The organism is Scytonema hankhaensis NUACC26 (genome assembly GCF_045865695.1).
GTDB lineage: Bacteria > Cyanobacteriota > Cyanobacteriia > Cyanobacteriales > Nostocaceae > Scytonema.
Genome location: NZ_BAACAP010000111.1, coordinates 1 through 22658 on the forward strand (window position 1 = coordinate 1; position 22658 = coordinate 22658).

General features: G+C 40.7%; 24 protein-coding genes and 1 riboswitch. Of the genes, 12 read left to right on the forward strand and 12 right to left on the reverse strand.

Annotated features, from left to right (window positions below):
* Positions 1–135: 135 nt before the first annotated feature.
* Entirely contained in the window at positions 136–1101 is a 966-nt protein-coding gene (locus tag ACKTT2_RS05260) for a protochlorophyllide reductase (RefSeq protein WP_407884702.1), read from the reverse strand.
* Between the two features lie 462 nt (positions 1102–1563).
* On the opposite strand from ACKTT2_RS05260, the gene ACKTT2_RS05265 reads away from it, so the two are divergent.
* On the forward strand, positions 1564–2583 hold the full coding sequence (locus ACKTT2_RS05265) for a GGDEF domain-containing response regulator (RefSeq protein ID WP_407884704.1): 1020 nt from the start codon (positions 1564–1566) through the stop codon (positions 2581–2583).
* Between the two features lie 331 nt (positions 2584–2914).
* On the opposite strand, the gene ychF is transcribed toward ACKTT2_RS05265, so the two are convergent.
* Entirely contained in the window at positions 2915–4006 is a 1092-nt protein-coding gene (gene ychF / locus ACKTT2_RS05270; protein WP_407884706.1) for a redox-regulated ATPase YchF, read from the reverse strand.
* A gap of 51 nt (positions 4007–4057) precedes the next feature.
* The gene (locus ACKTT2_RS05275; RefSeq protein WP_407884708.1) at positions 4058–4261 is read right to left on the reverse strand and encodes a hypothetical protein; all 204 of its coding nucleotides are present in this window, start codon (positions 4259–4261) and stop codon (positions 4058–4060) included.
* A gap of 89 nt (positions 4262–4350) precedes the next feature.
* On the opposite strand from ACKTT2_RS05275, the gene ACKTT2_RS05280 reads away from it, so the two are divergent.
* Together ACKTT2_RS05280 and pirA are read left to right on the forward strand one after the other, a co-directional pair.
* Positions 4351–5838, forward strand: a complete 1488-nt coding sequence (locus ACKTT2_RS05280) for an aminotransferase class I/II-fold pyridoxal phosphate-dependent enzyme (protein WP_407884711.1) — start codon at positions 4351–4353, stop codon at positions 5836–5838.
* A gap of 283 nt (positions 5839–6121) precedes the next feature.
* Positions 6122–6213, forward strand: a riboswitch (Glutamine riboswitch).
* Positions 6214–6263: 50 nt separating this feature from the next.
* Entirely contained in the window at positions 6264–6662 is a 399-nt protein-coding gene (pirA, locus tag ACKTT2_RS05285) for an arginine synthesis PII-interacting regulator PirA (protein ID WP_407884713.1), read from the forward strand.
* Between the two features lie 102 nt (positions 6663–6764).
* Here the strand turns inward: pirA and ACKTT2_RS05290 are convergent, their stop codons facing one another.
* From ACKTT2_RS05290 to ACKTT2_RS05300, 3 genes are all read right to left on the reverse strand, one after another.
* Positions 6765–7415: an HAD-IA family hydrolase gene (locus tag ACKTT2_RS05290; RefSeq protein ID WP_407884714.1), complete on the reverse strand. Its 651-nt coding sequence runs from the start codon at positions 7413–7415 to the stop codon at positions 6765–6767.
* Between the two features lie 44 nt (positions 7416–7459).
* Complete coding sequence (locus tag ACKTT2_RS05295; RefSeq protein ID WP_407884716.1) at positions 7460–8659, reverse strand: NAD(P)/FAD-dependent oxidoreductase; 1200 nt, start codon at positions 8657–8659, stop codon at positions 7460–7462.
* Positions 8660–8835: 176 nt separating this feature from the next.
* Positions 8836–9729, reverse strand: coding sequence for a type I restriction endonuclease (locus ACKTT2_RS05300; protein ID WP_407884719.1), 894 nt, complete (start codon positions 9727–9729; stop codon positions 8836–8838).
* A 924-nt stretch (positions 9730–10653) separates the two neighbouring features.
* Between ACKTT2_RS05300 and ACKTT2_RS05305 the strand changes: the two genes are divergently transcribed.
* Entirely contained in the window at positions 10654–10863 is a 210-nt protein-coding gene (locus ACKTT2_RS05305; RefSeq protein WP_407884721.1) for a TOBE domain-containing protein, read from the forward strand.
* 76 nt (positions 10864–10939) lie between these two features.
* On the opposite strand, the gene ACKTT2_RS05310 is transcribed toward ACKTT2_RS05305, so the two are convergent.
* Complete coding sequence (locus ACKTT2_RS05310; RefSeq protein WP_407884723.1) at positions 10940–11899, reverse strand: molybdate ABC transporter substrate-binding protein; 960 nt, start codon at positions 11897–11899, stop codon at positions 10940–10942.
* A 408-nt stretch (positions 11900–12307) separates the two neighbouring features.
* On the opposite strand from ACKTT2_RS05310, the gene ACKTT2_RS05315 reads away from it, so the two are divergent.
* On the forward strand, positions 12308–12688 hold the full coding sequence (locus ACKTT2_RS05315) for a hypothetical protein (RefSeq protein WP_407884726.1): 381 nt from the start codon (positions 12308–12310) through the stop codon (positions 12686–12688).
* A 524-nt stretch (positions 12689–13212) separates the two neighbouring features.
* Here ACKTT2_RS05315 and ACKTT2_RS05320 read toward each other — a convergent pair.
* A complete protein-coding gene (locus ACKTT2_RS05320; RefSeq protein ID WP_407884728.1) occupies positions 13213–13422 on the reverse strand; it encodes a TOBE domain-containing protein in 210 nt (69 codons plus the stop codon).
* 694 nt (positions 13423–14116) lie between these two features.
* Here ACKTT2_RS05320 and ACKTT2_RS05325 point away from each other — a divergent pair.
* A complete protein-coding gene (locus tag ACKTT2_RS05325; protein WP_407884730.1) occupies positions 14117–14479 on the forward strand; it encodes a hypothetical protein in 363 nt (120 codons plus the stop codon).
* Here ACKTT2_RS05325 and ACKTT2_RS05330 read toward each other — a convergent pair.
* Genes ACKTT2_RS05330 through ACKTT2_RS05345 form a run of 4 tightly spaced genes read right to left on the reverse strand, consistent with a single transcriptional unit; the run spans position 14435 to position 15903 of the window.
* Positions 14435–14716, reverse strand: coding sequence for an Hsp20/alpha crystallin family protein (locus ACKTT2_RS05330; RefSeq protein ID WP_407884750.1), 282 nt, complete (start codon positions 14714–14716; stop codon positions 14435–14437). The two genes, ACKTT2_RS05325 and ACKTT2_RS05330, sit on opposite strands and share 45 nt — an antisense overlap.
* A gap of 3 nt (positions 14717–14719) precedes the next feature.
* Positions 14720–14878, reverse strand: coding sequence for an Hsp20/alpha crystallin family protein (locus ACKTT2_RS05335; RefSeq protein WP_407884732.1), 159 nt, complete (start codon positions 14876–14878; stop codon positions 14720–14722).
* Between the two features lie 52 nt (positions 14879–14930).
* Positions 14931–15161, reverse strand: a complete 231-nt coding sequence (locus ACKTT2_RS05340; RefSeq protein WP_407884734.1) for a hypothetical protein — start codon at positions 15159–15161, stop codon at positions 14931–14933.
* The gene (locus ACKTT2_RS05345; protein ID WP_407884736.1) at positions 15136–15903 is read right to left on the reverse strand and encodes a glucose 1-dehydrogenase; all 768 of its coding nucleotides are present in this window, start codon (positions 15901–15903) and stop codon (positions 15136–15138) included. The genes ACKTT2_RS05340 and ACKTT2_RS05345 overlap by 26 nt, the downstream gene beginning before the upstream one ends.
* Before the next feature lie 83 nt (positions 15904–15986).
* On the opposite strand from ACKTT2_RS05345, the gene ACKTT2_RS05350 reads away from it, so the two are divergent.
* The 6 genes from ACKTT2_RS05350 to ACKTT2_RS05375 all read left to right on the forward strand — a co-directional run.
* The gene (locus ACKTT2_RS05350; protein ID WP_407884738.1) at positions 15987–16364 is read left to right on the forward strand and encodes a MerR family transcriptional regulator; all 378 of its coding nucleotides are present in this window, start codon (positions 15987–15989) and stop codon (positions 16362–16364) included.
* A gap of 221 nt (positions 16365–16585) precedes the next feature.
* Entirely contained in the window at positions 16586–17557 is a 972-nt protein-coding gene (locus tag ACKTT2_RS05355; protein WP_407884740.1) for a helix-turn-helix transcriptional regulator, read from the forward strand.
* 239 nt (positions 17558–17796) lie between these two features.
* Entirely contained in the window at positions 17797–20427 is a 2631-nt protein-coding gene (locus tag ACKTT2_RS05360; RefSeq protein WP_407884742.1) for a TonB-dependent siderophore receptor, read from the forward strand.
* A gap of 3 nt (positions 20428–20430) precedes the next feature.
* Positions 20431–21450 carry an ABC transporter substrate-binding protein gene (locus tag ACKTT2_RS05365; RefSeq protein ID WP_407884744.1) on the forward strand — a complete coding sequence of 340 codons (1020 nt, stop codon included), beginning with the start codon at positions 20431–20433 and terminating at the stop codon, positions 21448–21450.
* 28 nt (positions 21451–21478) lie between these two features.
* A complete protein-coding gene (locus ACKTT2_RS05370; protein ID WP_407884746.1) occupies positions 21479–22093 on the forward strand; it encodes a 2OG-Fe(II) oxygenase family protein in 615 nt (204 codons plus the stop codon).
* A gap of 225 nt (positions 22094–22318) precedes the next feature.
* On the forward strand, positions 22319–22658 hold a 340-nt coding region (locus ACKTT2_RS05375), incomplete at its 3' end, for an FAD-dependent oxidoreductase (RefSeq protein WP_407884748.1).

Here is a 22658-nt window from a genome sequence, read left to right on the forward strand (position 1 = left end):
AAATCCCTTAAACTCTCCAAAAACAATTTTCTCTTGTGGTGCGGGCTTCTAGCCCGCCATTAGTATAGGACGGGCGAGGACGCCCATCCCACAAGATGGATGATTTCTTAGAAATCGCTGACTTCCGTTAATCTGCTAAGCAAGCCCAACCAACTTTGCGCTCAGTTCCCACAGACCCTGCGATTTCTCCTCATCGCTTGCTTCCGGCGAAACTTCTTGAACAAAGGACTTACCATCCTTCTTTTGTCGATTTCCCCAACTCCAATAAGCACCAGATTGGTTGTATGCAGGAGAAGCCACAACTTCTGCAACTCTCTTACCTGCTTCCTCTTCAGAGACAAAGCCACCAGTAATATTCTTTTGGAAAACTGGGAAAAGTTTTTGAAATAAGGGATAGTGATCGCGGAACAGCGCCGATGTTGCTACGCACCCAGGATAGAGAGAACTAAAGGTGATGCCGTGTGACTTATGATATCGCCGATGCAATTCTCTCATAGTCAAGATGTTGCAAACCTTACTGTCTTTGTAAGCCTTGACAGAGTTAAACTTTTTCCCGTCAATCATTGAGATTGGTTCTTTAAATCCTTCTGCAAATCCCTTGAGTTCTCCTAAGTCCGGACGTGGGGGAATTTTTCCTCCCAACTCTTTGGGATTGTGCGTTACAGTTCCCAAAATTACTAACCTTGGTTCCGAAGATGGAGAATTTTTTAAATCTTCTAAGAAGAGGTTACACATGAGGAAATGCCCCAAGTGATTGGTAGCAACGCTTAATTCATATCCTTCCGGGCTTCGCTTCGGTTCTTTTAACAAAGGCATATAAATTGCCGCGTTACACACCAACGCATCTAAAGATCTTCCGCTTTGCCTGAAGTTCTTCACGAATTGCCTAACACTTTCTAAGGATGCTAAGTCCACCTGCAAGATTGTGTAGCTATCTTGAGACATACCCACAGATTGGGCAGCTTTTTGTGCCTTGGAGCAATCCCGGCAAGCCATCACCACATGCCATTGCCCGGATTGGGAAAGAACTTTTGCAGCTTGCAAACCGATTCCGGAGGAGGCACCCGTAACTATGACCGTTGACTTCCGATGTTGTTCCATTCTCTTCCGACTTTGTTAATCGATCGCCATGATTTCATATAAATTATGGTTAAGCGAATGTGTAGCATTTACAGACAAATGTAATTATTCTTTACGTAGTTATTTGCTAAGAAATAAGTACATAATAGTATCTTTAATTTCTTTATAAAGTGTAAATATACGAGTAGCAAGCGTGTATGTAAAAATGTTAAATCCGGCAAACTTCAAAATTTCTTCAAATATTTACACTAAATTTTCGGAAAACAGATTGTGTTGATGAGTAAATACAGTACTTCTATTTAATTTATGAAATACAAGTAGAGTACGTAATCCCTCCTTTTTCTTTAGTAATAATACTGAAAAAACAATATATATTAGTATTAATTTATACTTAAACAAATTGTTAAAAAAAGTAGAAAAAAGGGTAACGTATAGTAAGCTCTTGACAATTTTTTTACAAATACAACTAAAAAAGGTGACAAAATGAGAATAAATTCTTTAAAAGACCCTTTTCTTATTCTTATCGTTGATGATGATTCTTTTATTCGGATGCAACTCCGGTTCTGCTTGGAAAAGGAGGGATATTGGATAAGCGAAGCCCAAAATGGAGAAGAAGCGATCGCATTGTGTCAAACTCTGCGTCCTGATGTTGTGCTTCTTGATGCCATGATGACGGGGATGAATGGCTTTAAGTGTTGTTCTCAGTTACGAATAATTCCTGATTGGCAGCACATTCCTATTTTAATGATTACGGGACTTGAAGACCAAACATCAGTGGATCGCGCTTTTGAAGCAGGTGCTAGTGACTATATCACTAAACCAATTCATTTGGCTGTTATGCGCCAACGAGTGAAAAAGTCCCTCGAACAATCTCAGCTTCATCAAAAGCTAGAAATGGCTAACCAAGAATTGCAACGATCTGCCTCTACTGATGAATTAACGCAAGTTGCTAATCGCCGCCATTTTGAGGAGCATCTGAAACAGGTATGGCGGAGTATGATGCGAGAACGGTTACCCTTATCTCTCATTCTCTGTGACGTAGACTTTTTCAAATCCTACAATGATACTTACGGTCCTCAAACAGGCGATCGATGTCTCTATGAAGTTGCCCAATTTATTAAAAGTGAAGCGAAGCGTTCTACCGATTTAGTGGCTCGTTATGGAGGTGAAGAATTCGCTGTCATCTTACCCAATACAAGTGCTTCTGGTTCTGCCCATGTTGCTGCAATAATTTGTTCTGCCATTCAAACATTAAATATTCCCCATATTAATTCAAAAGTGAGCGCTCGCGTCACTATAAGCGCTGGAGTTGCGACAGAAATTCCTAGCGAACACTCTAGTTATGAAGAACTGATTGCTATGGCTGATAAGTCACTGTATCAAGCGAAAGCAGAAGGTAGAAACTGCTTCAGACATTACAATCAACAATTTGTACCAATTAAACCTCTGCATTATTTTTTAAATCATAAACAATCTCCTGCTGTAGGACAGACTACTATTTAATTTCTAGGAATTTTCTTTAGTTTTTATCCTGTATCATATATAGGAATTATGAATAATTTGTGAAAGATTCTAAGTACTGTAGCCCACCATTCTTATGAACTGTAATTAGAGATCCCCCATTATCCCCCTTAAAAAGGCTACAAGGAAAACTCTCGCAACGAGCCTCCTTGGGTGGCATTGGTGGTGTGTGGACAGCCTGTGTTGAATTTGTTCCTGAGCATACTGGAAGGTATTCCCAGGCGGAGCCTGGGAACGAGATTGAGGTTACCGATTGCTGGTCAAGTGGTCATTGGTTACTGGTCACTGGTCACTGATTACTGGTCACTGTAACTTAGACGTTAAAACGGAACAACAGAACATCGCCTTCTTGAACGGTGTACTCTTTTCCTTCACTGCGAACTAAACCCTTTTCCTTCGCACCATTCATCGAGCCAGATGCTACCAAATCTTTATAAGCAACTGTTTCTGCACGAATAAATCCGCGTTCAAAATCGCTGTGAATGACACCTGCTGCTTGCGGTGCTGACATCCCTGCTGTAATTGTCCAAGCACGAGTTTCTTTTTCTCCAGTTGTGAAGTAAGTCCGCAAACCTAACAAAGTATAAGTAGCACGAATTAACGATTTTAAACCGCCTTCTTCTACTCCCAAAGATGCCAAGAATTCCGCTCTTTCTTCTTCTGGTAACTCTATCAATTCTGATTCTACTTGAGCAGAAACAACCACAACTTGTGCGTTTTCCTGGGCTGCAACTTGCCGCACTCTTTCTACATATTCATTACCTGTGGAAAGATCATCTTCTGACACGTTGGCAGCATAAATAATGGGTTTTGCAGTTAGTAATTCCAGTGGTTTAACTATCTCGGCTTCTTCTTCAGTTAAACTCACCTGTCTTGCTGATTTTCCTTCATTTAATGCAACCGCTATTTTTTCCAGCAATGCTAATTCAATTTGTCCTTCCTTGCTAGTCCTCGCTTGTTTGCGGGTGCGTTCTATCCGCCGTTCAACTTGAGCCAAGTCAGCTAACCCAAGTTCCAAAGTGATAGTTTCAATGTCCCGCACGGGATCGACTGAACCAGCAACGTGGATAATGTCGTCATTTTCAAAACAACGTACCACATGAACGATCGCATCCACTTGTCGAATGTGAGACAAAAATTGGTTACCCAGTCCCTCGCCCTGGCTAGCACCTTTAACCAAACCGGCAATATCTACAAACTCTACACGCGCCGGAACGATTTGTTTTGAGGAGGAAATTTTTGCTAAAACATCTAACCGTTCATCTGGTACAGCAACAACGCCGACATTCGGTTCAATGGTACAAAAGGGAAAATTGGCTGCTTCTGCTTTAGCATTAGCAACCACGGCATTAAATAAAGTCGATTTTCCAACGTTCGGGAGTCCGACAATTCCGGCTCGTAGCATTTTAGATTTTGGGTTTTAGATTTGGGATTCTAAATTATAGTAGCTTAGCTACTATACAGGACCGGGAACTGTTTGGGGAATTGGTCCGGGTACTGGCTGAGGAATGGGCGCTGGTACTGGTTCCGGTGCTGGTGCGGGTACTGGTTCGGGTGCGGGACTGGGTATTGGTTCTGGAACTGGTCCCGGTATTGGTTGGGGTACTGGATCGGGAGTCAGGGGAACGTTTGGTAATGGTCCGGGATCGGGATAAACCATAATTGTCTTTGTTGATATTCTATTGCTTATTCCCAACCTAGTTATATTAGATGCTATTGACATCTTCCTAAAAACATATCTGCCCAGCTATGCTCGATCGCAATCAAACACCCCTGCTAGATACTTTAAAAGCTTGTGCAGAACGTCCTCATGCTCCCTTTTACACCCCAGGACACAAGCGAGGACGGGGAATTTCTTCATTATTAACTGATGTTTTCGGTCAATTTGTCTTTCGCACCGATTTGCCAGAACTTACAGAACTCGATAATCTTTTTTCACCTAGTGGCGTTATCTACCAAGCGCAACAACTAGCTGCAGAAACATTTGGTGCTTCACAAACTTGCTTTCTGGTGAATGGCTCTACTTGTGGTATCGAAGCCGCTATTTTGGCTACCTGTGGAACCGGAGACAAAATTATTCTACCTCGCAACGTTCATTCCTCTGCGATCGCAGGCTTAATTCTCTCTGGTGCAATCCCCATTTTTGTTTACCCAGAATACGACGCCGTTTTAGATATTGCCCACAGCATTACCCCCAACGCCGTACAAGCAGCATTACAACAACATCCAGACGCCAAGGCAGTCTTTATGGTATACCCGACATACTACGGTGTTTGTGGAGATGTGGGAGCGATCGCAGCCCTTGCCCATCAACATAACATTCCCCTACTTGTCGATGAAGCCCACGGCGCACACTTTGCCTTTCATACCCAACTTCCCACCCCAGCCCTAGCAGCTGGTGCGGATTTAACGGTACAATCCACACATAAAGTCCTCGGTGCAATGACACAAGCATCTATGCTGCACCTTCAAGGTAACAGGATAGATCCCGACCGAGTGAGCAAAGCGTTACAACTCGTGCAATCCACTAGCCCCAGTTATATACTCCTAGCCTCTCTTGATGCAGCCCGTCAACAAATGGCACTACAGGGCAAAGAGTTAATGTCGCGGACATTAGAACTAGCAGAAAATGCTAGAAGCCGCATCAGTCAAATTCCCGGATTGTCAGTTTTAGAAATTTCTCCCAACCCTGCTTTTCCAGGAGCGATTGCTCTAGACAAAACACGCTTAACCGTGACCATATCTAGTTTAGGTTTAACTGGCTTTGAAGCGGAAGAAATTCTCAACGACAAGCTAGGCGTGACTGCTGAATTTGCATCCCTGCAACATCTCACATTTATTATTAGTTTAGGAAATACCCAAGAAGATATAGATAAATTAGTGCAAGCCTTCACAACTCTTTCCTTAAAGATGGGGAGTAGGGGGTTGGGAATAGGGAGTAGAATTGATGATTTTGTTAGATCGTCCGAATTAAAATACTTCGATGATTCTTTGTGTCTTTCACCTCGTGAGGCTTTCTTTGCAGCAACAGAAACTTTACCGTTAAAAGAAACCACAGAAAGAATTTGTGCCGAAATTGTGTGTCCTTACCCTCCAGGAATTCCTGTTTTGATGCCAGGAGAAATCATTACCACAGCAGCTTTAGATTATCTGCAACAGATCCAGAGAACAGGCGGTTTTATTAGTGGATGTACAGATAGTAGTTTACAAAAATTAAAGGTAGTCAAAGATAGATGAACTCCTTGAAATTGTGGGATGGGCGTCCTCGCCTGTCCTGTATAAGTTCTTGTGGGATGGGCGTCCTCGCCTGTCCTGTATAAGCGGCGGGCTAGAAGCCCGCACCACAAGAAATTTTACATAAGAAATGTTAAAAGATTGTTTATCTGGAAGTCCCTTGTACCTTTAGAAAGATGGCTAGAGATATCTTATACGACTTAAGACATAAATAAGATATTTCTATAATTTTTTGTCATGATTTGCCAATTTATCAAAAAAACGGTTACAATGAATACAGAAATAAATCGTTCATCTTCACAAGACGTTGGAAAACCAATTTTTCAGCGCGATATCTTGTGGAGACGGAAGTAGGGAAATATCCCCAAGGAACGCGCCTCATTTTATCCAACGACTCCAACAATTCATTTCGATTCGAGGCGAGACAGATGAAACTCACATATCGTGGTACTAAATATGAACACAATCCCCTAAATCCCGAAGTCACCGCAAGCGAAACTAGAGGGATGTATCGGGGTCAAACTTGGACGCGCCATTACCCAAGACACATTCCTCAGACACAACCGGTAGCTGAGTTGAAGTATCGTGGTGTAGCTTATGCTATTGGCGATCCATTAGACGTAGAATTGATGATGCTGTCCAAGCAGCGAAGCAAAGTTGCCAGTGTGGTAGAATCTGGCAGCGCGAACAAATGTGGAAATGAGATAGCCAAAGCGCATCTCACCAATATTCGTCGTAATTTAGAACATCGCCTGCAAGTTGCTCGAGAACAAGGAGATCTAAATCTCATTCGCTTGCTTGAAGATGAAGCCAAGCAGATTGCGTAAGAGTTAGTGGATAGTGACCACTGGTCACTGGTCACTGGTGAGTCCAGCGCTGCAGGCGGGTCTCCCGCCGTAGGCGACTGGCGAACCCGTAAGGGTCACTGGTCACTGATTCTTCCTATTTATCCAAATTCCCCGAATACCAGCTTTTTTAGCCCCGTGGTAGTCCTCTGCAACACTATCGCCAATATGCCATGCGGCTTCAGGCGAACAGTCATGTTTTTTTAAGGCAGTTGTAAAAATTTCAGGGTTTGGTTTAGCAGCACCAGCTTGGGTAGAAATGGTAATCGAGCCAAAAAACTCTCTAAGTTCCAAATCTTGTAATACCGAATAAATTCGGGAATCAAAATTAGATAGTATACCTAGTTCTATTCCCAGTCGTCGCCATTTTGTTAAGGCAGGCAGAACATCAGGATAAACAATCCACGGTTCTGCTGTTCCAAAGTGGATGTAAACTTCGCTAAAAAAAGTAGAGAAATCAGTAAATTTTTCTAAAACGCCTGCTTTTTCAAAGGTATTTCGAGCGATGTTATACCACCACTCAAACTCGTATTGAGGAATATCTTGTGGTTCTGCACCTGGAAAGATAGGAGGTGGGGAAGTTTTAAAGCTTTGGATAAATGCTTTGTTCAAAATTTCAGATGGCACTTCCACTCCAAACTCTTGCGCTATTTGACTATAAACTTCGCCCACGCTTCCTTTAACACCAAAGAGAGTGCCAACAGCATCCAAAAAGATAACTTTCGGTCTTTCCATATCAACCAATTAGCAATTAGCTTCTTAGCAATTAGCAATTAGCACTAACTGCTTTTTATGAGTGTTTCTATAATAGGACGAGCGAGCCAATTAAAACCAACTTTAAATTTTTGATCCAAGGTTGGCATTCGATAAAGATAGGCAAGACGACGAGCAACATATGCTAGGGAACCATCTAACTTGACTCCCAATCCTGTGAGTGTTGCATTGTCTATCCCTAATGTCATCATCTCACCTAAGTATTGGTAGCGGAAGGGGAGTAAAGGACGATTGGTTAAGGTTCCCCAGATATTCCATGCAGTATAATCAGCTTGTTGAAAAGCTGCTTGGGCTGTTGCAGGAACTTGCTGTCCGTCTGCATCACGGCAATCTGCTAAATCTCCTACGGCAAAAATTTCGGCATGGTCTTCCACTTGAAGAGTTGATGTCACACTAATTTGACCGCGTTGGTTTTGTTTTACTGGTAAATTTCTCACCACGGGTGAGACTCTCGTTCCTACCGTCCAAATTACTAAGTCTACGGGAATGGTGTCAATCTGATTTTTGTACTCTAAGGAAATGCTATCTAGTCCGATAGATTCTACCTTGGTTTCTAAATCGAGAAATACTCCCCGTTTTTCTAAGGCTTTGGTTGCTGCTTGTCTGTTAAATTCTGGCGAAGTTCTCAAAATCTGGTCGCTGATTTCAATCAGTCGAAATCTTCCTCTCTCCCCAAGTCTATCTGCTAGTTTGCAAGCTAGTTCTACACCGCTATATCCACCACCAACAATTGCTACTCTGATTTTGTCTGTCTCTGATTCTTCTAGCACTCGCAGACGTTCTTCTAAACGATAGACGTCTGTAATACTGCGGAAGGGGTAGGCGTAAGATGTTGCTCCGGGAACTATATCTAAGGGTGTTTCGCCACCTAATGCTAGTAACAGGCGATCGTATGATAATTCTGGCCCATCATGTAGATGCACGCTTCGCTGGTCTATATCAATTCCTGACACAATACTTTGACAAAACCGTACACCTGTGCCTTGTAAAAGTTCTTCAAATGGTGGGGCAATTTCCCAAGTTTGCAATTCCCCAGTTAACAATTCGTAAAGAAGGGGAGAAAAGAGGAAGCGATCGCTTCGATCTACCAGAACAATTTCCGGCTTTTGTGAATTTTCCCAAGGCAATTCACTCAAGCGCAGTGCAGTGTAGAGACCGCCAAAGCCTCCTCCAAGGATACAGATTCTAGCAGGTTGTTGAGTCATTGATTTTCCGGACATTAATCCCAGCTGGGCTACTTACTCCAGTGTACTGATTTCTCGCCTTCAGTTGCCATCAACCAAGAGTCTCAATATAAGGAGTAGGGAGTAGGGATAAGAAAATTTTTTCATCGCGACTGCTAAGTAGAACAACTAACTACTATCCACTAACTACTTACAGATTATTTTAAGTACGGCATTGTACAAAAAGGGTAACGAAGCAAGTGTTTGCTGTTACCGTTGTTGTCAAATATCATAAAGTACTTGATGAGTGAGAGAAACCGTCGTTTGTCAAAAATACCTTGAATCAGCACTTCTAGTTCTGTTTCTCCGTTCTGTGGTAAATCTTCGCCATCAATTGTGCGCCAAGGGAAAAACTCTTTCCAATCAGAGGTTAGTGTTCCAACTTTTGCGCGATCGCCACAACAAATCACTTGGAATACATTGTAGGAAAAAAAATATGGAATTTGTTGTTTATAAGTTTGAAGTTGCAGATAAGCATCCTTAAGAGTGGCGTTTTTCTGGCGTGAGTGGCTCCCTGTTACAATTGCTAACGGCAACCCATTGATAAAGACAACAACATCCAAACAGTAGATATGGTTAGCGTCAGTAACAGTCAATGGATGCATCACTAGCCAGTCATTAGAGAGCGGATTGGACATATCCACCAGCCATACCTTATTGCGAACCGTGCGATCGCCCTTGTAGTATGTAACATCAACTCCTTCGGTTAGCAGTTTGTGAAAAAGGCGATTTTTTTCAAAGAAGTTACGATTCTCGGTGCAAATAACCTGAGAGATAACTGCTTCAATCGCACTCAATGGAACTTTAGGGTTAATTCGCGTCAAGGCGTCGCGTAGGCGATGTCGTAAAACGACTTCAGTTAGACTGCTGCGTTCTACGCAATGTACAACAGAGTTGACATCCGATTCCAACAGAACAGTGTAACCTATAACCTCGAACCAAGTGAGCGGATCTGGCGCTACTGATAATGGTTTGGAGTGAAAATGGTGATGAAGTCTTAATAAAAGACGACTTGCTTTTACAGTTGCTGTTCTGAGCGATCCAATATTCATCGAAAGCGTGGAAGACTTAGTTTTTCCTTCTTCGCAGAGTTTTCGCCTAATCCTAAAATTAATTGAGGATTTACAAAAGCGGTTGGTATACTCTCAATGAGGAAATACCAATTGCCCCGTAACCATAAAAGCTGAAATCAATGACCAAAACTGTATCAATTGTAGCAATTTACCAACAATTTTGGTAAATTTTAATGACATTATGCAAGGTTTTGCGTATTTCATTAGAGAGCAGGCGAGGACGCCCATCCCACTCCACCTGGTCTATTAATTTGAGATAGGACGGGTAGGACTCCCATCCCACTCATTGTTTCAAAAAATTGTTCTGGCAAACTAAATGTGTTTTAGCTTATCTACACTTGCTGCTTTTTAAATTTATGCTTGAGAGCAGCACCTATGCTAATAGCTGTTAACGATGCCGATCTATGTGGTTCTGAACTGAAGTAGTAGATTCACCCAAAACTCGTAAACTGACATCTTGCACCTTCTCAACAAGGAGGTGGTGGGCACTGTCTACCCTACGAAATAATAAGCTTTTTGGGCTTTTATTTTTGCAATAAAGAGATAGTGCAAGATATGAGCCTCTAACTAGCGGACTACGCCGCTAGTGAGTAAATTTAAAGACAGAGGTCTGGTTGAAGACTTGACGTTAGGATTGATAGGGAGACGTACCGAACAACGAAGAGATTTGAACGCTCGGTAGTTAGACAAACTTGGTATAAATTTTATATGAGTCTTAACCGTATATTTAGTACTATATTATGTCTCAATAAAAATACCAGTATTTTTGGTAATGAAATACTGAAGGGCAATAAAATACTTTCAAGAGTGATATCTGATCGCATCTTTCCTAAAGGAGATAATTACGTAACTAGACAGTTGGTAGTATACATAAAGTTAAAAACAATCAGGGAGTGTCAGAATATGGAAATTAGTGCTCGTAATGCTTTCAAAGGCACTGTCAAAAAAATTATCACTGGCGCTGTCAATGACGAGGTAGAGTTAGAAATTGCATCAGGAGTTGAGATAACTGCAGTTATCACAAAAACTTCAGCAGAAACGTTAGGACTCCAACAAGGAAAACAAGCTTACGCTATCATCAAAGCTTCAGATGTAATGATTTCCGTTGATTAGGGTGTTTTTTGCTGTCAAGGTTGGCTACTAAAGTGGAACTCTGGCTATTGATTGCTGGAGTTCCTAACAGGTAAAACTAAGGCTTGACAACTGATGTAGAAGATTTCAACTTTTTCTTGAGTAACAACGCAACACTAGCTGCAAGAAAAATACTTATGCTTTGGTGTTCGGGAACTTTAGTTGAGCGAGAAGGCGCACTAAAGCCGTACTTTGCTAGAATCTTTTGTCCTGTAGGTGAAAGAATATATTCAGCGAGTTTTGTACCATCAGGATTAGCACCTTTCAAAACAGTTAAACCATAATCGGCTTTGATTGCTAAGTTATCAGGTAGTTCTATCACTTGTAAATTAGGAGAGACTTCAAGTGCGGCGAGTGCGCTAGTATAGTAGGACAAAAAGACATCTGCTTGCTGAGTCTCTTCAAGAAAGTACACAAGACTGTTTTTTCCATTTGGAACTGGTGGAGAACTCGGTCCACCTACCAAACGTAAAGCTTTTGCATCAAGCGTTTGAAAGCTTCCTGGTTTTAATTTATCGATTTTCTGGAATATTTCCTGTGCGTAGTCGCCAGAAGGATCGGATATGGGTGTTGAAGTCCCTAGTTTAGTATTGGGGTCTAAGAGCGTATCAACAATATTTTCTGATGTGACTGATAATCCAGGTCGAACAACTACAGTCATGCGGTTGCTGGTAAAGTTAACAACGGGACTGCTCAAGCCTTGTTCGTACAATTTTTGCGGGTTCCCAATATCAGCACTGGCAAATACATCAGGCTTTTCTCCGTTTTCTATACGTTCTCGTAGAGTTCCAGAAGGACCAAATTCTGTTATGACAGGATTTTTGTACTCTTGTGAGAAGGAGTTAGCAACGTCTGACAAAGCACCTCTCAAGCTTCCGGCTCCATATAAGGTAATTGTTTGAGGTTCAGACTGACTCGCGAATGTTACAGCGAAAGCCCCAGTAGGCGCAACACTGGAAATACAAGTTAATACAGAGGTGACAAGTAAATACTTACCGATATTATTTGAGCTAAACATATAGGCTTATTTGCTTTGTAGGTTTTACAAGGGGTGCTATAGCCTTCTAACGCTTTTGATTTGATTCTTAGCGTTGTCGCGTAATATACATCAATATTTTCGCGTGCTTTTATAAATTACCAGTAAAGTTGGTGAAAATCAAGCCAGTTCATTATACCAATATTATTGGTATAATGATGCCATTGATACAGTTTTGTGAAAATAATTCAGTTTTGATAGAGTTTAGGGGGCTGGTTATGTCTTCTGTTAAGATATACCAACCAAAATTTTCTTCTGTTGACTTTAGGCTTGGGTAGATACTCTACATTCGCTAAAACAGGTTGGTATTCACTGGTTAGTCATTAGTAGTCGAATCTCGCTAACCACTAAAAACAAACGTTCTGACAATTTTTGACCCACATATTCAGTATGGCATATACACTAACGAACTCAAGTTGGTATGAGCAAGAACTCATAGGAGAATTCATCACAATTGTCAATCAATCTTTTCCAGAAGTACGGACATTACTCAAATACTGTTCCGTGCAACTTGTCCGATCTTTTTGGGGACAATCACACACACACTTTTTACCTTACATTGCGATCTATTGTCCAAATAACGTGTTCTTAGCTGTTAAGGCACAAATCTCCGTACTTCGACAAGTCGCAAAATATATGGGGCTGGCTGAGGTTGTCTGTTTAAACGCAACACGCTTGCTGCAAGACCCTAAATCAAGGCTGAAGCACGATAATCCCCAGTTGTGGTTGGAGTTGCAATGGATTACCTCTGAATCAACGAATATTCAGTAGGTGACACAAAAACCTAGCATTTGCACAGATTAACCCCTCTTTATCCCCTCTTGAAAAGCTACGGTGTACACACAATTTGTATTGATTCCCCTTAATCCACGCCCTTACGGGTTCGCCACTCCTCTACGGCAGGAGACCCGCCTACAAGGGTGGACTCACCACTTGCTATAAGTCGGGAAACCCGCCCAACGCAGTGGCTCCCCCTTGTAAAGGGGGGATACAAGAAATTTAGTTCCCTCCCCAATCCATCCTATGCATCAGTCACATCTTTCTTTACAATCTTAAAACACTTGCCTAAACTGCATTCTGGACGCTGAGATTGTCAGCAGTCTTGACAAAATGACACTTATTATTCTCGCGAAAAATCCATGTTTATTGAGAATGAACGACGAACCAATCAGGGTTAGAAAAAACGTGAGTGGTTACTCTCATAAATATTGAGAAAGATCCGGACAATGGATAGCCAATCCATCGGGGAGGGTTATGGTGGGGCTAGTAACGGTAAATTTAGGAATTACGAGCTATTAATCAATAGCAACCATAACATCCGAAGATTTGACGATAGCGTATGCTTGCTTACCTTCAGCCAATTGCAGTTTCTCTGCTGATGACTTTGTAATAATTGCTGTCACTTCTACTCCAGGAGCCACTTCTAAAATGACCTCAGTGTTAACAGATCCTTCAACAACTTTCTTGACAGTTGCTTTCAGAGAATTACGAGCACTAACTTGCATAACTTTCTTGCCCCCGATAATTTTAACTGACACATACAACTAGCTTTCGCTAGCTTTAGAGCTTAATATACTAAACTTAATGCTTGTCATTTTCAAGATATTTAATTTTTTCTTAAAGATTAAATAATAATATTGATTATTGTTTGTGTTTCAGTAAATGAATTAGGTCTATCTGTAGGAAGATATGGTGCCACATATTGCACCAAATGTCACTGAGATTCGATATGCTCTCAAAGCCTGCTTTTATAAGCCACAAGAGTAATTTACAGTGTTGCTAAATCAGTAAAAAAGTATAAAAACACACATTATAATACAGCAATTTTAATGATAAAAATTTAGAAGAATTATTCGCGATCGCCTCCAGCATGGGTGAGTCCATCGCCATTTTTTATGACATCAAAATTTAGCTAATTTTGAGAGATTTTTGTAAGCGATCGCACTTTTTATTGGTCGCGCACACGGAATTGCGAAGCACGTTTTTTGTACAACCCATTTTTTGTCATATTATTTACTATGGTATATACTGTGTTTCAGTATTTATCTCTTTCCTCCAAACATTGTATTGCCAGTCTTCTATAACCTTAACTTCACAGCCAAGAATAACTTTATTTTGGGCATACCATAAAGTCCAATTTAAGACATTCATACCAACCACAAGTTTTCTTGGGTCATATAAATCTGTTACTCGAGGGTCGTGGTTAATATCTTGGATGACATTTATATATACAATCCGAAGAATTTCGTCACAATTACGACTCCTAATGACGGAAGCCCTGCGTTCAGCCGAGAACTGACCGCTCAACAAAATTACTTTTTAGTCACAACCGGTCGTAGAGCCACTGATTTTGGTGCTTTTACCAACACAATTAGCGGTTCGGGTAAGATCGTAGCAGTTCCGGAATCAGATTTAATACCGGGTACGTTAGCGGCTCTTGGTGCAGGTTTATTGCTATGTAAGCGGAAACGGGGTTGTTGTCACGCGATCGCAAGCCATCTCTCTTTTAATGAAGCCTCAAGCTTTTTGAACAGGAACATCTATAGTCTGACCAGAGGCTGAAGTTGGTAACTTTTTATCCTCTGCTAAGTTGATTTTTACTGCTTTATATTTGACTTCATCCACCTTAGGTAGTATCAATGTTAAAATTCCATTTTTGAATTCGGCTTTGACTTCCTCATTCTTAACTGGAACAGGGAGGGGAATCAAGCGTTGGAATTTACCATGACGTAACTCTGAACGCCAGTAACCCCGATCTTCTACTTTGTTTTCATATTGAGTTTCCCCAGCAATAAAAATTGCCTATCGTGCTACTTGAACTTCCAAGTCTTTGTCTTCAACTCCAGGAATTTCAGCACGTAAAATTAAGTATTCATTTGTATCTTTAATTTCAATTGGATGTATCCTATTTGATAGAATTTCATGATTTAAACCTAACATTTCATCAAACATTCTTTCCATTTGACGTTAAAGGTTTAAGTTGAGAAATGTATATGCAAATTCAACGCACCTTTTATTTATATATTGAGCTAAGGTGAAGATTCCTCCAATGATGTAAATTCTGAATTATTTGCACTTCAGAAACGAACAAGTATACAAGTATGGTTAAAGCTCTAGAAACAATTTCTCCAGGTATGACATTGCCCTGTGCGATCGTCCAATTGTTGACGCTCCAGTTTTCTAGATTTGGTTGTTTGACCGTGTTATTTGCAGAACAGTCAAATTCTTGCTCCACCGTTTGCACAAATGTCTTGCCCCGTCAGCCAGCGAGCTTCTTCACTCACTAGAAATGCAATAATATTAGCAATGTCCTGAGGTGTGCCCAGTCGGTTGAAAGGTGAACTGGCAGCAGCTTGTTGTTGTACTTCTGGTGGGAGATTGGCGAACATTCCAGGAACCGTTGGACCTGGCATAATCGTATTTACCGTGATTCCACGATTACCTACCTCTTTAGCAAGTACCTGTGTCAACAGTTCGATCGCTGCTTTACTTGCTGCGTAAACGGCTACTCCTGGATCGGGATAAAGCGTCGTCGAAGAAGAAATTGTCACAATTCTGCCATTTTGATTCATCCGACGTGCTGCCTCCTGCATTGCAAACAAAACACCTCGTACATTGACATCAAAAACTCGATTGTATTCTTCCTCGGTCACGTCTGCGATCGCAGCCATGCTACCGATCCCTGCATTGTTAACCAAAATATCCAGTTGTCCACACCGATCGATTGTTTCTTGAAATAAGCGGCGGATCTCCTCCACTTTGCCCATGTTGGCTTGAAGGGCGATCGCGTTGCTCCCGAACGACTGAATCGTTGCTACTACTTTATTTGCATCTTCTTGACTCCCTGCGTAATTGACAACGACCGTCGCTCCCGCTCGTCCTAAGCGTTCTGCGATCCCCTGTCCAATTCCCCGTGATGCTCCTGTCACAAGAGCAATTTTTCCAGCTAATGGGGTGGCTGTGTACGTTGTATTGCTTATTTGCATACTGTTCAGACTTTCAACTCAATCGCTAAAATGATGATAAAGGTTGGAGTATACTCCAATGTCAAGTAGAAAGTTGATGCAAAATGCTAATTGGTGAACTGTCGCAGAAAACAGGGCTGTCCAAAGATACAATTCGCTATTACGAGAAAATTGGATTGCTCGGTTCAACACAAAAGCGGAACGAGAATAATTATCGACAGTATAACACTGAAACGGTGTCGCATCTTTTATTTATCAAGCAAGGAAAGATGATGGGCTTCACCTTGAATGAGATTAAAACCATCCTCGATGATTGGCAAAACAACAGGATTTCACATGATGACAAAGTAAAGGCTGTCCAGACGAAGATTGAGCAGGTCGAGGAGCAGATTAATCAACTTCAAGATTTCAAGCGGTATCTTGTTGCCAAGCTCAAACGATTAGAAGAGGGACAGGAAATCGTTTATCCCAACCACTGCTGATGAACTACTGCGATCGCAAGCCATCTGTTTAATTAGGACTTGCTTCCTCTATATACTAAAATAGTTGGTAAAGTTTTCTAAAATTGTTAACCAGATTACATTTCTTGTAGTTATTTAGGTGATAATTTTAACTGTTATTAAACTGTCGAACAACGCTATAAACAAATCACTAGCTGAAATCTTTTGTTTAAAGAGGGTTGTTAGCTAAATTTTTATTCACTATGACACTTATTCTCTCACCAAAAGATTACGGAAAACTATTTAAACCACTAGAGGCAGTTCAAGATGATGAGAGTTTTGATAAGTCTGATATTACCTATCAATATTCAATTGGTAAAGGATATTTTAGACACATTCTGCTACGAGATAGCATAATCTTAGATCTCTATAATTTACAGTCATACAAATCATTGGTTGTAGAATTTCCCGACCGAGAGCATATGTTAGAATTTCGATTCTTTATTGAGGTAGGCTCTCTAACTCAGGATACTCCACAAAGGGCTGGAGGATACTTTTTAAGTAGCAGTGGTATGGCTTCTGAGAGTAATTATCTAGTACAAAAGGAACCACTACAGACAGTAGAAGTAGCTATTCACATAGAACCAGAAGTCTTTAGTTCCTTTGCAATAGATAAATCTGGAAAACTTCCTTCACAGTTACAACATCTCATCAAACGCTCAGATCAAAGGACTTATGAACGCTATGGAATGCAAACTCCAGCAATGCAGATAGCAGTACAGCAGATTATCCAATGTCCCTACCAAAGCATAATGAAGCAAATGTATTTTGAAAGTAAAGTTTGGGAACTGGTAACATTGGTTGTCGATCGAGAAATAAAGATCAACCAGGGATATCTAACAACTACTGTGCTCAAGCCATCAGAAGTTGACCGCATTTATCATGCAAGAGAAACTTTATTGAAACACATACATAATCCACCCTCTTTAATAGAGCTAGCAAGACAAGTTGGATTAAATGAGCGCAAACTCAAACAAGGTTTTCGTAAAGTTTTTGATACTACGGTGTTTGGTTATCTACACGACTATAGGATGGAAGTAGCATACAATCTGCTGATTGAAAGACAAATGAATGTTACAGAAGTGGCAAGAAAGGTAGGCTATGCTAGCACGACTTCATTTAGTAATGCCTTTCGTAAAAAGTTTGGCGTGAGTCCCAAGTCTTGTCAAACTTAAAAAGTCCGTTTGGAAGAGGAAAGTCCGGCTCGAAGAGGATGTAACCGCTTTTAAAAGCTATATCCTTTTAACAAGGGTTGAAGTAGCCAATTTGTGCTAACAGTTTGGTCACAATTATCTCTATTGACGACAAACTGTCAAAAGCATTTTTTCAGGCTTATGTCTAATAGCGTTGTAATTGTGCTGCGTCTATTCTAAAAACTTCCTCGTGTGGTGTATTTATCTGGAGTGTATCAGAGATGTTGATTAAGTGGCGCTATGGGGCTATTAACTGGTTAATACCAGTACTTTGGGTTACTGGATTTAATCCAGCTTTTGGCGAGCAACCATTACCCAAAAAACAAAGACTACATCCAGATGATGCAAAAAGTAAAATTCAAAGTTTAAGTGAGGTACAATCTGCTAAAACTAGCGCTAACTATTTACTAAGAACTCCCAAAAACCAAAATTTTGCTCCTCAATTAAGTCAAGCAACTACAGATGTAGTTGTGGTTACAGATGTAAAGGTGAATAGCAGCGACAAAGGGATTGAGTTAATTTTAGTTACGGCTAATTCGGAGAAATTACAAGTTTCACCAAAAACTGAGGGGAATTCCTACATTGCAGATATCAAGAATGCTAAATTACAGCTTGCCAATGGGGAGAGTTTTCAACAATTAAAGCCTGTAACAGGAATTGCTGAGGTAACGGTTGCAAATGTTGATGCTAACACGCTGCGGGTAACAGTAGTAGGGGAAACGGATGCGCCTGTAGTGAGGTTGTTTGATAGTCAGACTGAGGGGTTGGTATTCGGGGTGACGAGTGCTGCGTCCACTGCAAATCAACCGACCCAGACACCACAGCAAAAACCCCAAACACAACAGAAGCAACCACCAATTGAGTTAGAGGTAACTGCACCACCTGATACCTATCGCGCTCCAAATACAAGCGTGGGGACAAAAACGGATACGCCACTGCGAGATATTCCGGCTACAGTTCAAGTCTTCCCTCGTCAAGTTATTGATGATTTAGGAGGAAATCGGATTACAGATGTGGTGCAAACAGCTGGTATTGGATCTCCTGACTTTTCATCTCGGATAGCTGATAGTTTTTCTATTCGAGGGTTTCGCGTTGATACAAGTCTCCGCAATGGCATCAGAGATTTAATTTCAGGTTTTACAATTGACACAGCTAACTTAGAGCGCATTGAGGTCCTGCGCGGACCTGCTTCAGTATTATTTGGGCAAATACCTCCTGGTGGTGTTATTAACCGTGTCACTAAACAACCTTTGAGTGAGCCTTACTACTTTGCTCAAATGCGCGTTGGTACTTATGAAACTTATCGACCCTCTATTGATATTTCTGGACCATTGAATCGGGAGCGAACTTTACTTTATCGCTTAAATGCCTCTTATTTAAATGCAAAAAGTTTTGTTGATTTTAGCAATGAGTATCGTTATTTTGCCGCACCAGTTTTGACTTGGCAAATTGGTAAAGACACCAAACTAACGTTAGAAGGAGAGTATCAGGACGTTGAACAACCCACTTACGGTGCTAGCTTAATATCTGGTTTACCAGCAGAAGGGACTGTGTTACCCAATCCCAATGGTAAGATTCCACGCAGCCGCTATGTGGGAGAGCGTTCCACTAGCCAAAGTCGTATAACTAACCGCATGGGCTACAATTTTGAGCAGCGCTTTGATAATAACTGGGTTTTACGCAATGCTTTCCAATTTGCTCAACTGGTTATTTCAGAAAGAGATACGATCCCTAGCGGTGCTTTACAAGCTGATAAACGTAGGATAAACCGTTCATCTGTCTTTCAAGATATTATTCGCAACAACTATATTATAGATACCAATGTCATAGGGCAATTTAAGACTGGTAGTATTGAACATAAACTGTTATTCGGTTTTGATTTGTTTTGGGAGGATCTCGATCGCCAGGTGAATTTTTATGCACGTAGCCCGATTGATGTGTTCAACCCTGTGTATGGTACACCTTTAGGTAGATTAACGAGTAGGAGTAGACCTTTCACTACCGCTAATGCTCAAGGAGTTTATGTTCAAGACCAAATATCGCTAACTGATAATTTCAAGTTTGTTTTGGGAGGACGCTTTGACTGGGTTAATAATAATTCTCGTAACCGTATTAGTGGAGTCAAAACTAGTCAAGCTGATGACGCTTTCAGTCCGCGTTTAGGCATAGTTTATCAGCCCAGCGATAACGTTTCACTTTATGCTAGCTATAGCCGTTCTTTTGAGCAGGTAACTGGCACAGATGCACAAAGTAATCCTTTTGTTCCCAGTCGTGGTACTCAGTATGAAGTGGGAGTAAAAACTGACTTACTCAATAACAAATTATCTGCTACGCTGGCTCTGTTCGATTTGACTAAGACTAACATCACAACACTTGACCCAAATAATCCTGTTTTTCAAATCCAAACTGGGGAGCAGAGAATTCGAGGTGTTGAACTATTTGCCATCGGACAACTTGCACCTGGATGGAATATTATTGCCTCTTATAACTATTTCGATCCCCGCATTACTAGTGATAATAACTTTCCTGTTGGGAACTTGCTCAATAGCGTTCCTCAACACTCTGCTTCTTTGTGGACTAGATATATTATTCCTTCAGGAGCTTGGAAAGGATTTGGTGGTGGTTTAGGGGTGTATTATATAGGCGATCGCCAAGGAGATTTAGCAAACACTTTCACATTGCCCTCTTATGTCCGCACTGACGCTGCTCTTTACTATCGAGGTAACAACCTGCGAGTGCAACTTAATCTCCAGAATTTATTTAATATTCTTTATTATGAGGCTTTCAATCGTAACAGAGTTTTTCCGAGCGATCCATTTACAGCACAGTTAACTGTGGGTTGGGAGTTCTGAGCTATGCGTCGTATGCAGCAATTGGCATTAGTAGGACTGTTAATATTCTGGATACTATTAGCCTGTAGCCATCCAATCCAGCAACAATTTAAAAGTAGAGAGAGGAATTATTCTATTGCTCCAAACATCGTTACTCGCAAAGTAAAACACGCATTGGGTGAAACTGTAATACCAACCTATTCGCAAAGGGTAGTTATCTTGCATCCTTATTTGTGGGAAGATGCCATAGCGTTGGGAGTTAAGCCCATTGGAGCGCCGATAAGACATTCAGTTTCTCTAGTACCTCATATTTTTAACCCAGAAGTTTACAAAGGTACAACGGATGTGGGTTTTCTCCCAACTAATCTTGAAAAGGTTTTAGCTCTCAAGCCGGATTTAATTTTGGGCTTGGATGTTATTCAAAAGGACATCTATCCGTTGTTGTCTCAAATTGCACCAACAGTAATGGTTCACTACAAAGGCGAGGGGGAATGGAAATCTTATTTTATGCAAGTAGCCGAGGTACTAGGTAAAGTCGAGTCAGCTCGGTTGGTTTTAAGTAACTACTATTCTCGCTTGCAGAAGTTTAAAACTACTATAGGCGCTCGACTTGCTCAAATTCGGTTGTCTGTTGTTGGTTTTGAAAAGGGAGTCTGTTGGCTGTATGCAAAGCAGAAGGATAGCTTTTCGTATGGGATTTTATCGGAAGCCAGTTTAATTCATACACCATCACAAAATCAGAATACTAAAACAGTGCAACACTCAATTTTTCCTCTGAAAAATTATTTAATCTCCTGGGAATATATAGACAAAATTGATGGAGATATCATCTTTGTTACTACTTTTGCTTGGAGGACGCAGGAACAATACCAAAAAGAATTGAAGCGAACGCATGCTACACCACTATGGTTCAAATTAAAGGCAGTGCAGCAAGGGAAAGTTTATCAAGTTGGAAGTTATTGGTTTGGCGCTAGTCCGCTTGCCGCTAATCTAGTTATTGATGACTTGTTTAAGTACTTACTTAAAAACCCACAGAGTTTATAAATTAAGTTTTTGTTTCAAGGAGTATATTATGCTTAATATGAACGCTATTGCTCAAGCGACAATGCAAGAGTTTCCTTATCGATGGGCATTTGTACAAAATCTATTCTCTGAAAAATCTTGTCTCGAATTAGCTAATAGTTTTCCTCAAGAAGGTTTTCACGTATCTGGTAGTATTGTAATCCGAAAGGTATTTGTTGAAGCAGAAAATCAAACTGAGCAACAGATTAAAGAATTGCTGAAACTCAACAAATGTTGGCAGGACTTAATTAATGACTTACTTACAAGTGCGTATCGAGATGCTCTTGAGCAACTGACCAGTTTAAACCTAATGGATGATTTTCTTTGGATTTACTTTTTTAGATATGACACAAATATGATTTTTAATCCTCATACTGATGTTCCTAGTAGTCGTTTGGTACACCTATTTTATTTCAATCAAGAATGGGACTCTAACTGGGGAGGATGCTTACGTATTTTGAAAGACGATCGACCTGAGTCGATGTTTCAAGAAATTCCTCCATTAGTAAATACCTCAGTCATTTTAGTAAATTCAGATAATGCATGGCACAACGTCAACCCTATTGTGTCCGATGCACCTCAAGAGCGATTGGTTCTTAAGGTTGCTTTTAGCAAACGAGAGTAATAAAAGAGCACTGAGCTTAGACTAAATAGGAAAGATAAAAGATAACACCCTGGAATTATTGGTAGAAAGATTTTGAATCTATTGCCAAATTTTAGAGAATTAATATAACTTTGACTACTTTCATTATTTTTCAATTGTTCTAAATAAACAGCAACGAAGATCGTAATTCTGCTACAAGTTTGTTAAGAAAATTTACAACACTCTTAACACAAGGAAATATTTTTTATGGTAGTTTCACTTGAAAAGAATGTACCACATCAGGTTGTCATCATTGGTGGAGGCTTTGGTGGACTGTATACAGCAAAGACTCTCAAGAAAGCGAATGTCAATGTGACTCTCATCGATAAACGTAACTTTCATTTGTTTCAGCCGCTTTTATATCAAGTGGCGACAGGTACGCTATCACCTGCTGATATCTCCTCACCATTACGATCTGTATTCCGCAAAAGCAAAAATACACAAGTGTTTTTGGGAGAAGTCAATGATATCGATCCAGAAACCCAAGAAGTTATTCTGGGCGATAGAACAATACCCTACGATACATTAGTTGTTGCCACAGGTGCTA

Bases quoted from the DNA above. Each gene is read 5' to 3' on its own strand.
- ACKTT2_RS05260 (WP_407884702.1), bottom strand. From the start codon at position 1,101: ATGGAACAACATCGGAAGTCAACGGTCATAGTTACGGGTGCCTCCTCC.
- ACKTT2_RS05265 (WP_407884704.1), top strand. From the start codon at position 1,564: ATGAGAATAAATTCTTTAAAAGACCCTTTTCTTATTCTTATCGTTGAT.
- ychF (WP_407884706.1), bottom strand. From the start codon at position 4,006: ATGCTACGAGCCGGAATTGTCGGACTCCCGAACGTTGGAAAATCGACT.
- ACKTT2_RS05275 (WP_407884708.1), bottom strand. From the start codon at position 4,261: ATGGTTTATCCCGATCCCGGACCATTACCAAACGTTCCCCTGACTCCC.
- ACKTT2_RS05280 (WP_407884711.1), top strand. From the start codon at position 4,351: ATGCTCGATCGCAATCAAACACCCCTGCTAGATACTTTAAAAGCTTGT.
- pirA (WP_407884713.1), top strand. From the start codon at position 6,264: ATGAAACTCACATATCGTGGTACTAAATATGAACACAATCCCCTAAAT.
- ACKTT2_RS05290 (WP_407884714.1), bottom strand. From the start codon at position 7,415: ATGGAAAGACCGAAAGTTATCTTTTTGGATGCTGTTGGCACTCTCTTT.
- ACKTT2_RS05295 (WP_407884716.1), bottom strand. From the start codon at position 8,659: ATGACTCAACAACCTGCTAGAATCTGTATCCTTGGAGGAGGCTTTGGC.
- ACKTT2_RS05300 (WP_407884719.1), bottom strand. From the start codon at position 9,729: ATGAATATTGGATCGCTCAGAACAGCAACTGTAAAAGCAAGTCGTCTT.
- ACKTT2_RS05305 (WP_407884721.1), top strand. From the start codon at position 10,654: ATGGAAATTAGTGCTCGTAATGCTTTCAAAGGCACTGTCAAAAAAATT.
- ACKTT2_RS05310 (WP_407884723.1), bottom strand. From the start codon at position 11,899: ATGTTTAGCTCAAATAATATCGGTAAGTATTTACTTGTCACCTCTGTA.
- ACKTT2_RS05315 (WP_407884726.1), top strand. From the start codon at position 12,308: ATGGCATATACACTAACGAACTCAAGTTGGTATGAGCAAGAACTCATA.
- ACKTT2_RS05320 (WP_407884728.1), bottom strand. From the start codon at position 13,422: ATGCAAGTTAGTGCTCGTAATTCTCTGAAAGCAACTGTCAAGAAAGTT.
- ACKTT2_RS05335 (WP_407884732.1), bottom strand. From the start codon at position 14,878: ATGGAAAGAATGTTTGATGAAATGTTAGGTTTAAATCATGAAATTCTA.
- ACKTT2_RS05345 (WP_407884736.1), bottom strand. From the start codon at position 15,903: ATGCAAATAAGCAATACAACGTACACAGCCACCCCATTAGCTGGAAAA.
- ACKTT2_RS05350 (WP_407884738.1), top strand. From the start codon at position 15,987: ATGCTAATTGGTGAACTGTCGCAGAAAACAGGGCTGTCCAAAGATACA.
- ACKTT2_RS05355 (WP_407884740.1), top strand. From the start codon at position 16,586: ATGACACTTATTCTCTCACCAAAAGATTACGGAAAACTATTTAAACCA.
- ACKTT2_RS05360 (WP_407884742.1), top strand. From the start codon at position 17,797: ATGTTGATTAAGTGGCGCTATGGGGCTATTAACTGGTTAATACCAGTA.
- ACKTT2_RS05365 (WP_407884744.1), top strand. From the start codon at position 20,431: ATGCGTCGTATGCAGCAATTGGCATTAGTAGGACTGTTAATATTCTGG.
- ACKTT2_RS05370 (WP_407884746.1), top strand. From the start codon at position 21,479: ATGCTTAATATGAACGCTATTGCTCAAGCGACAATGCAAGAGTTTCCT.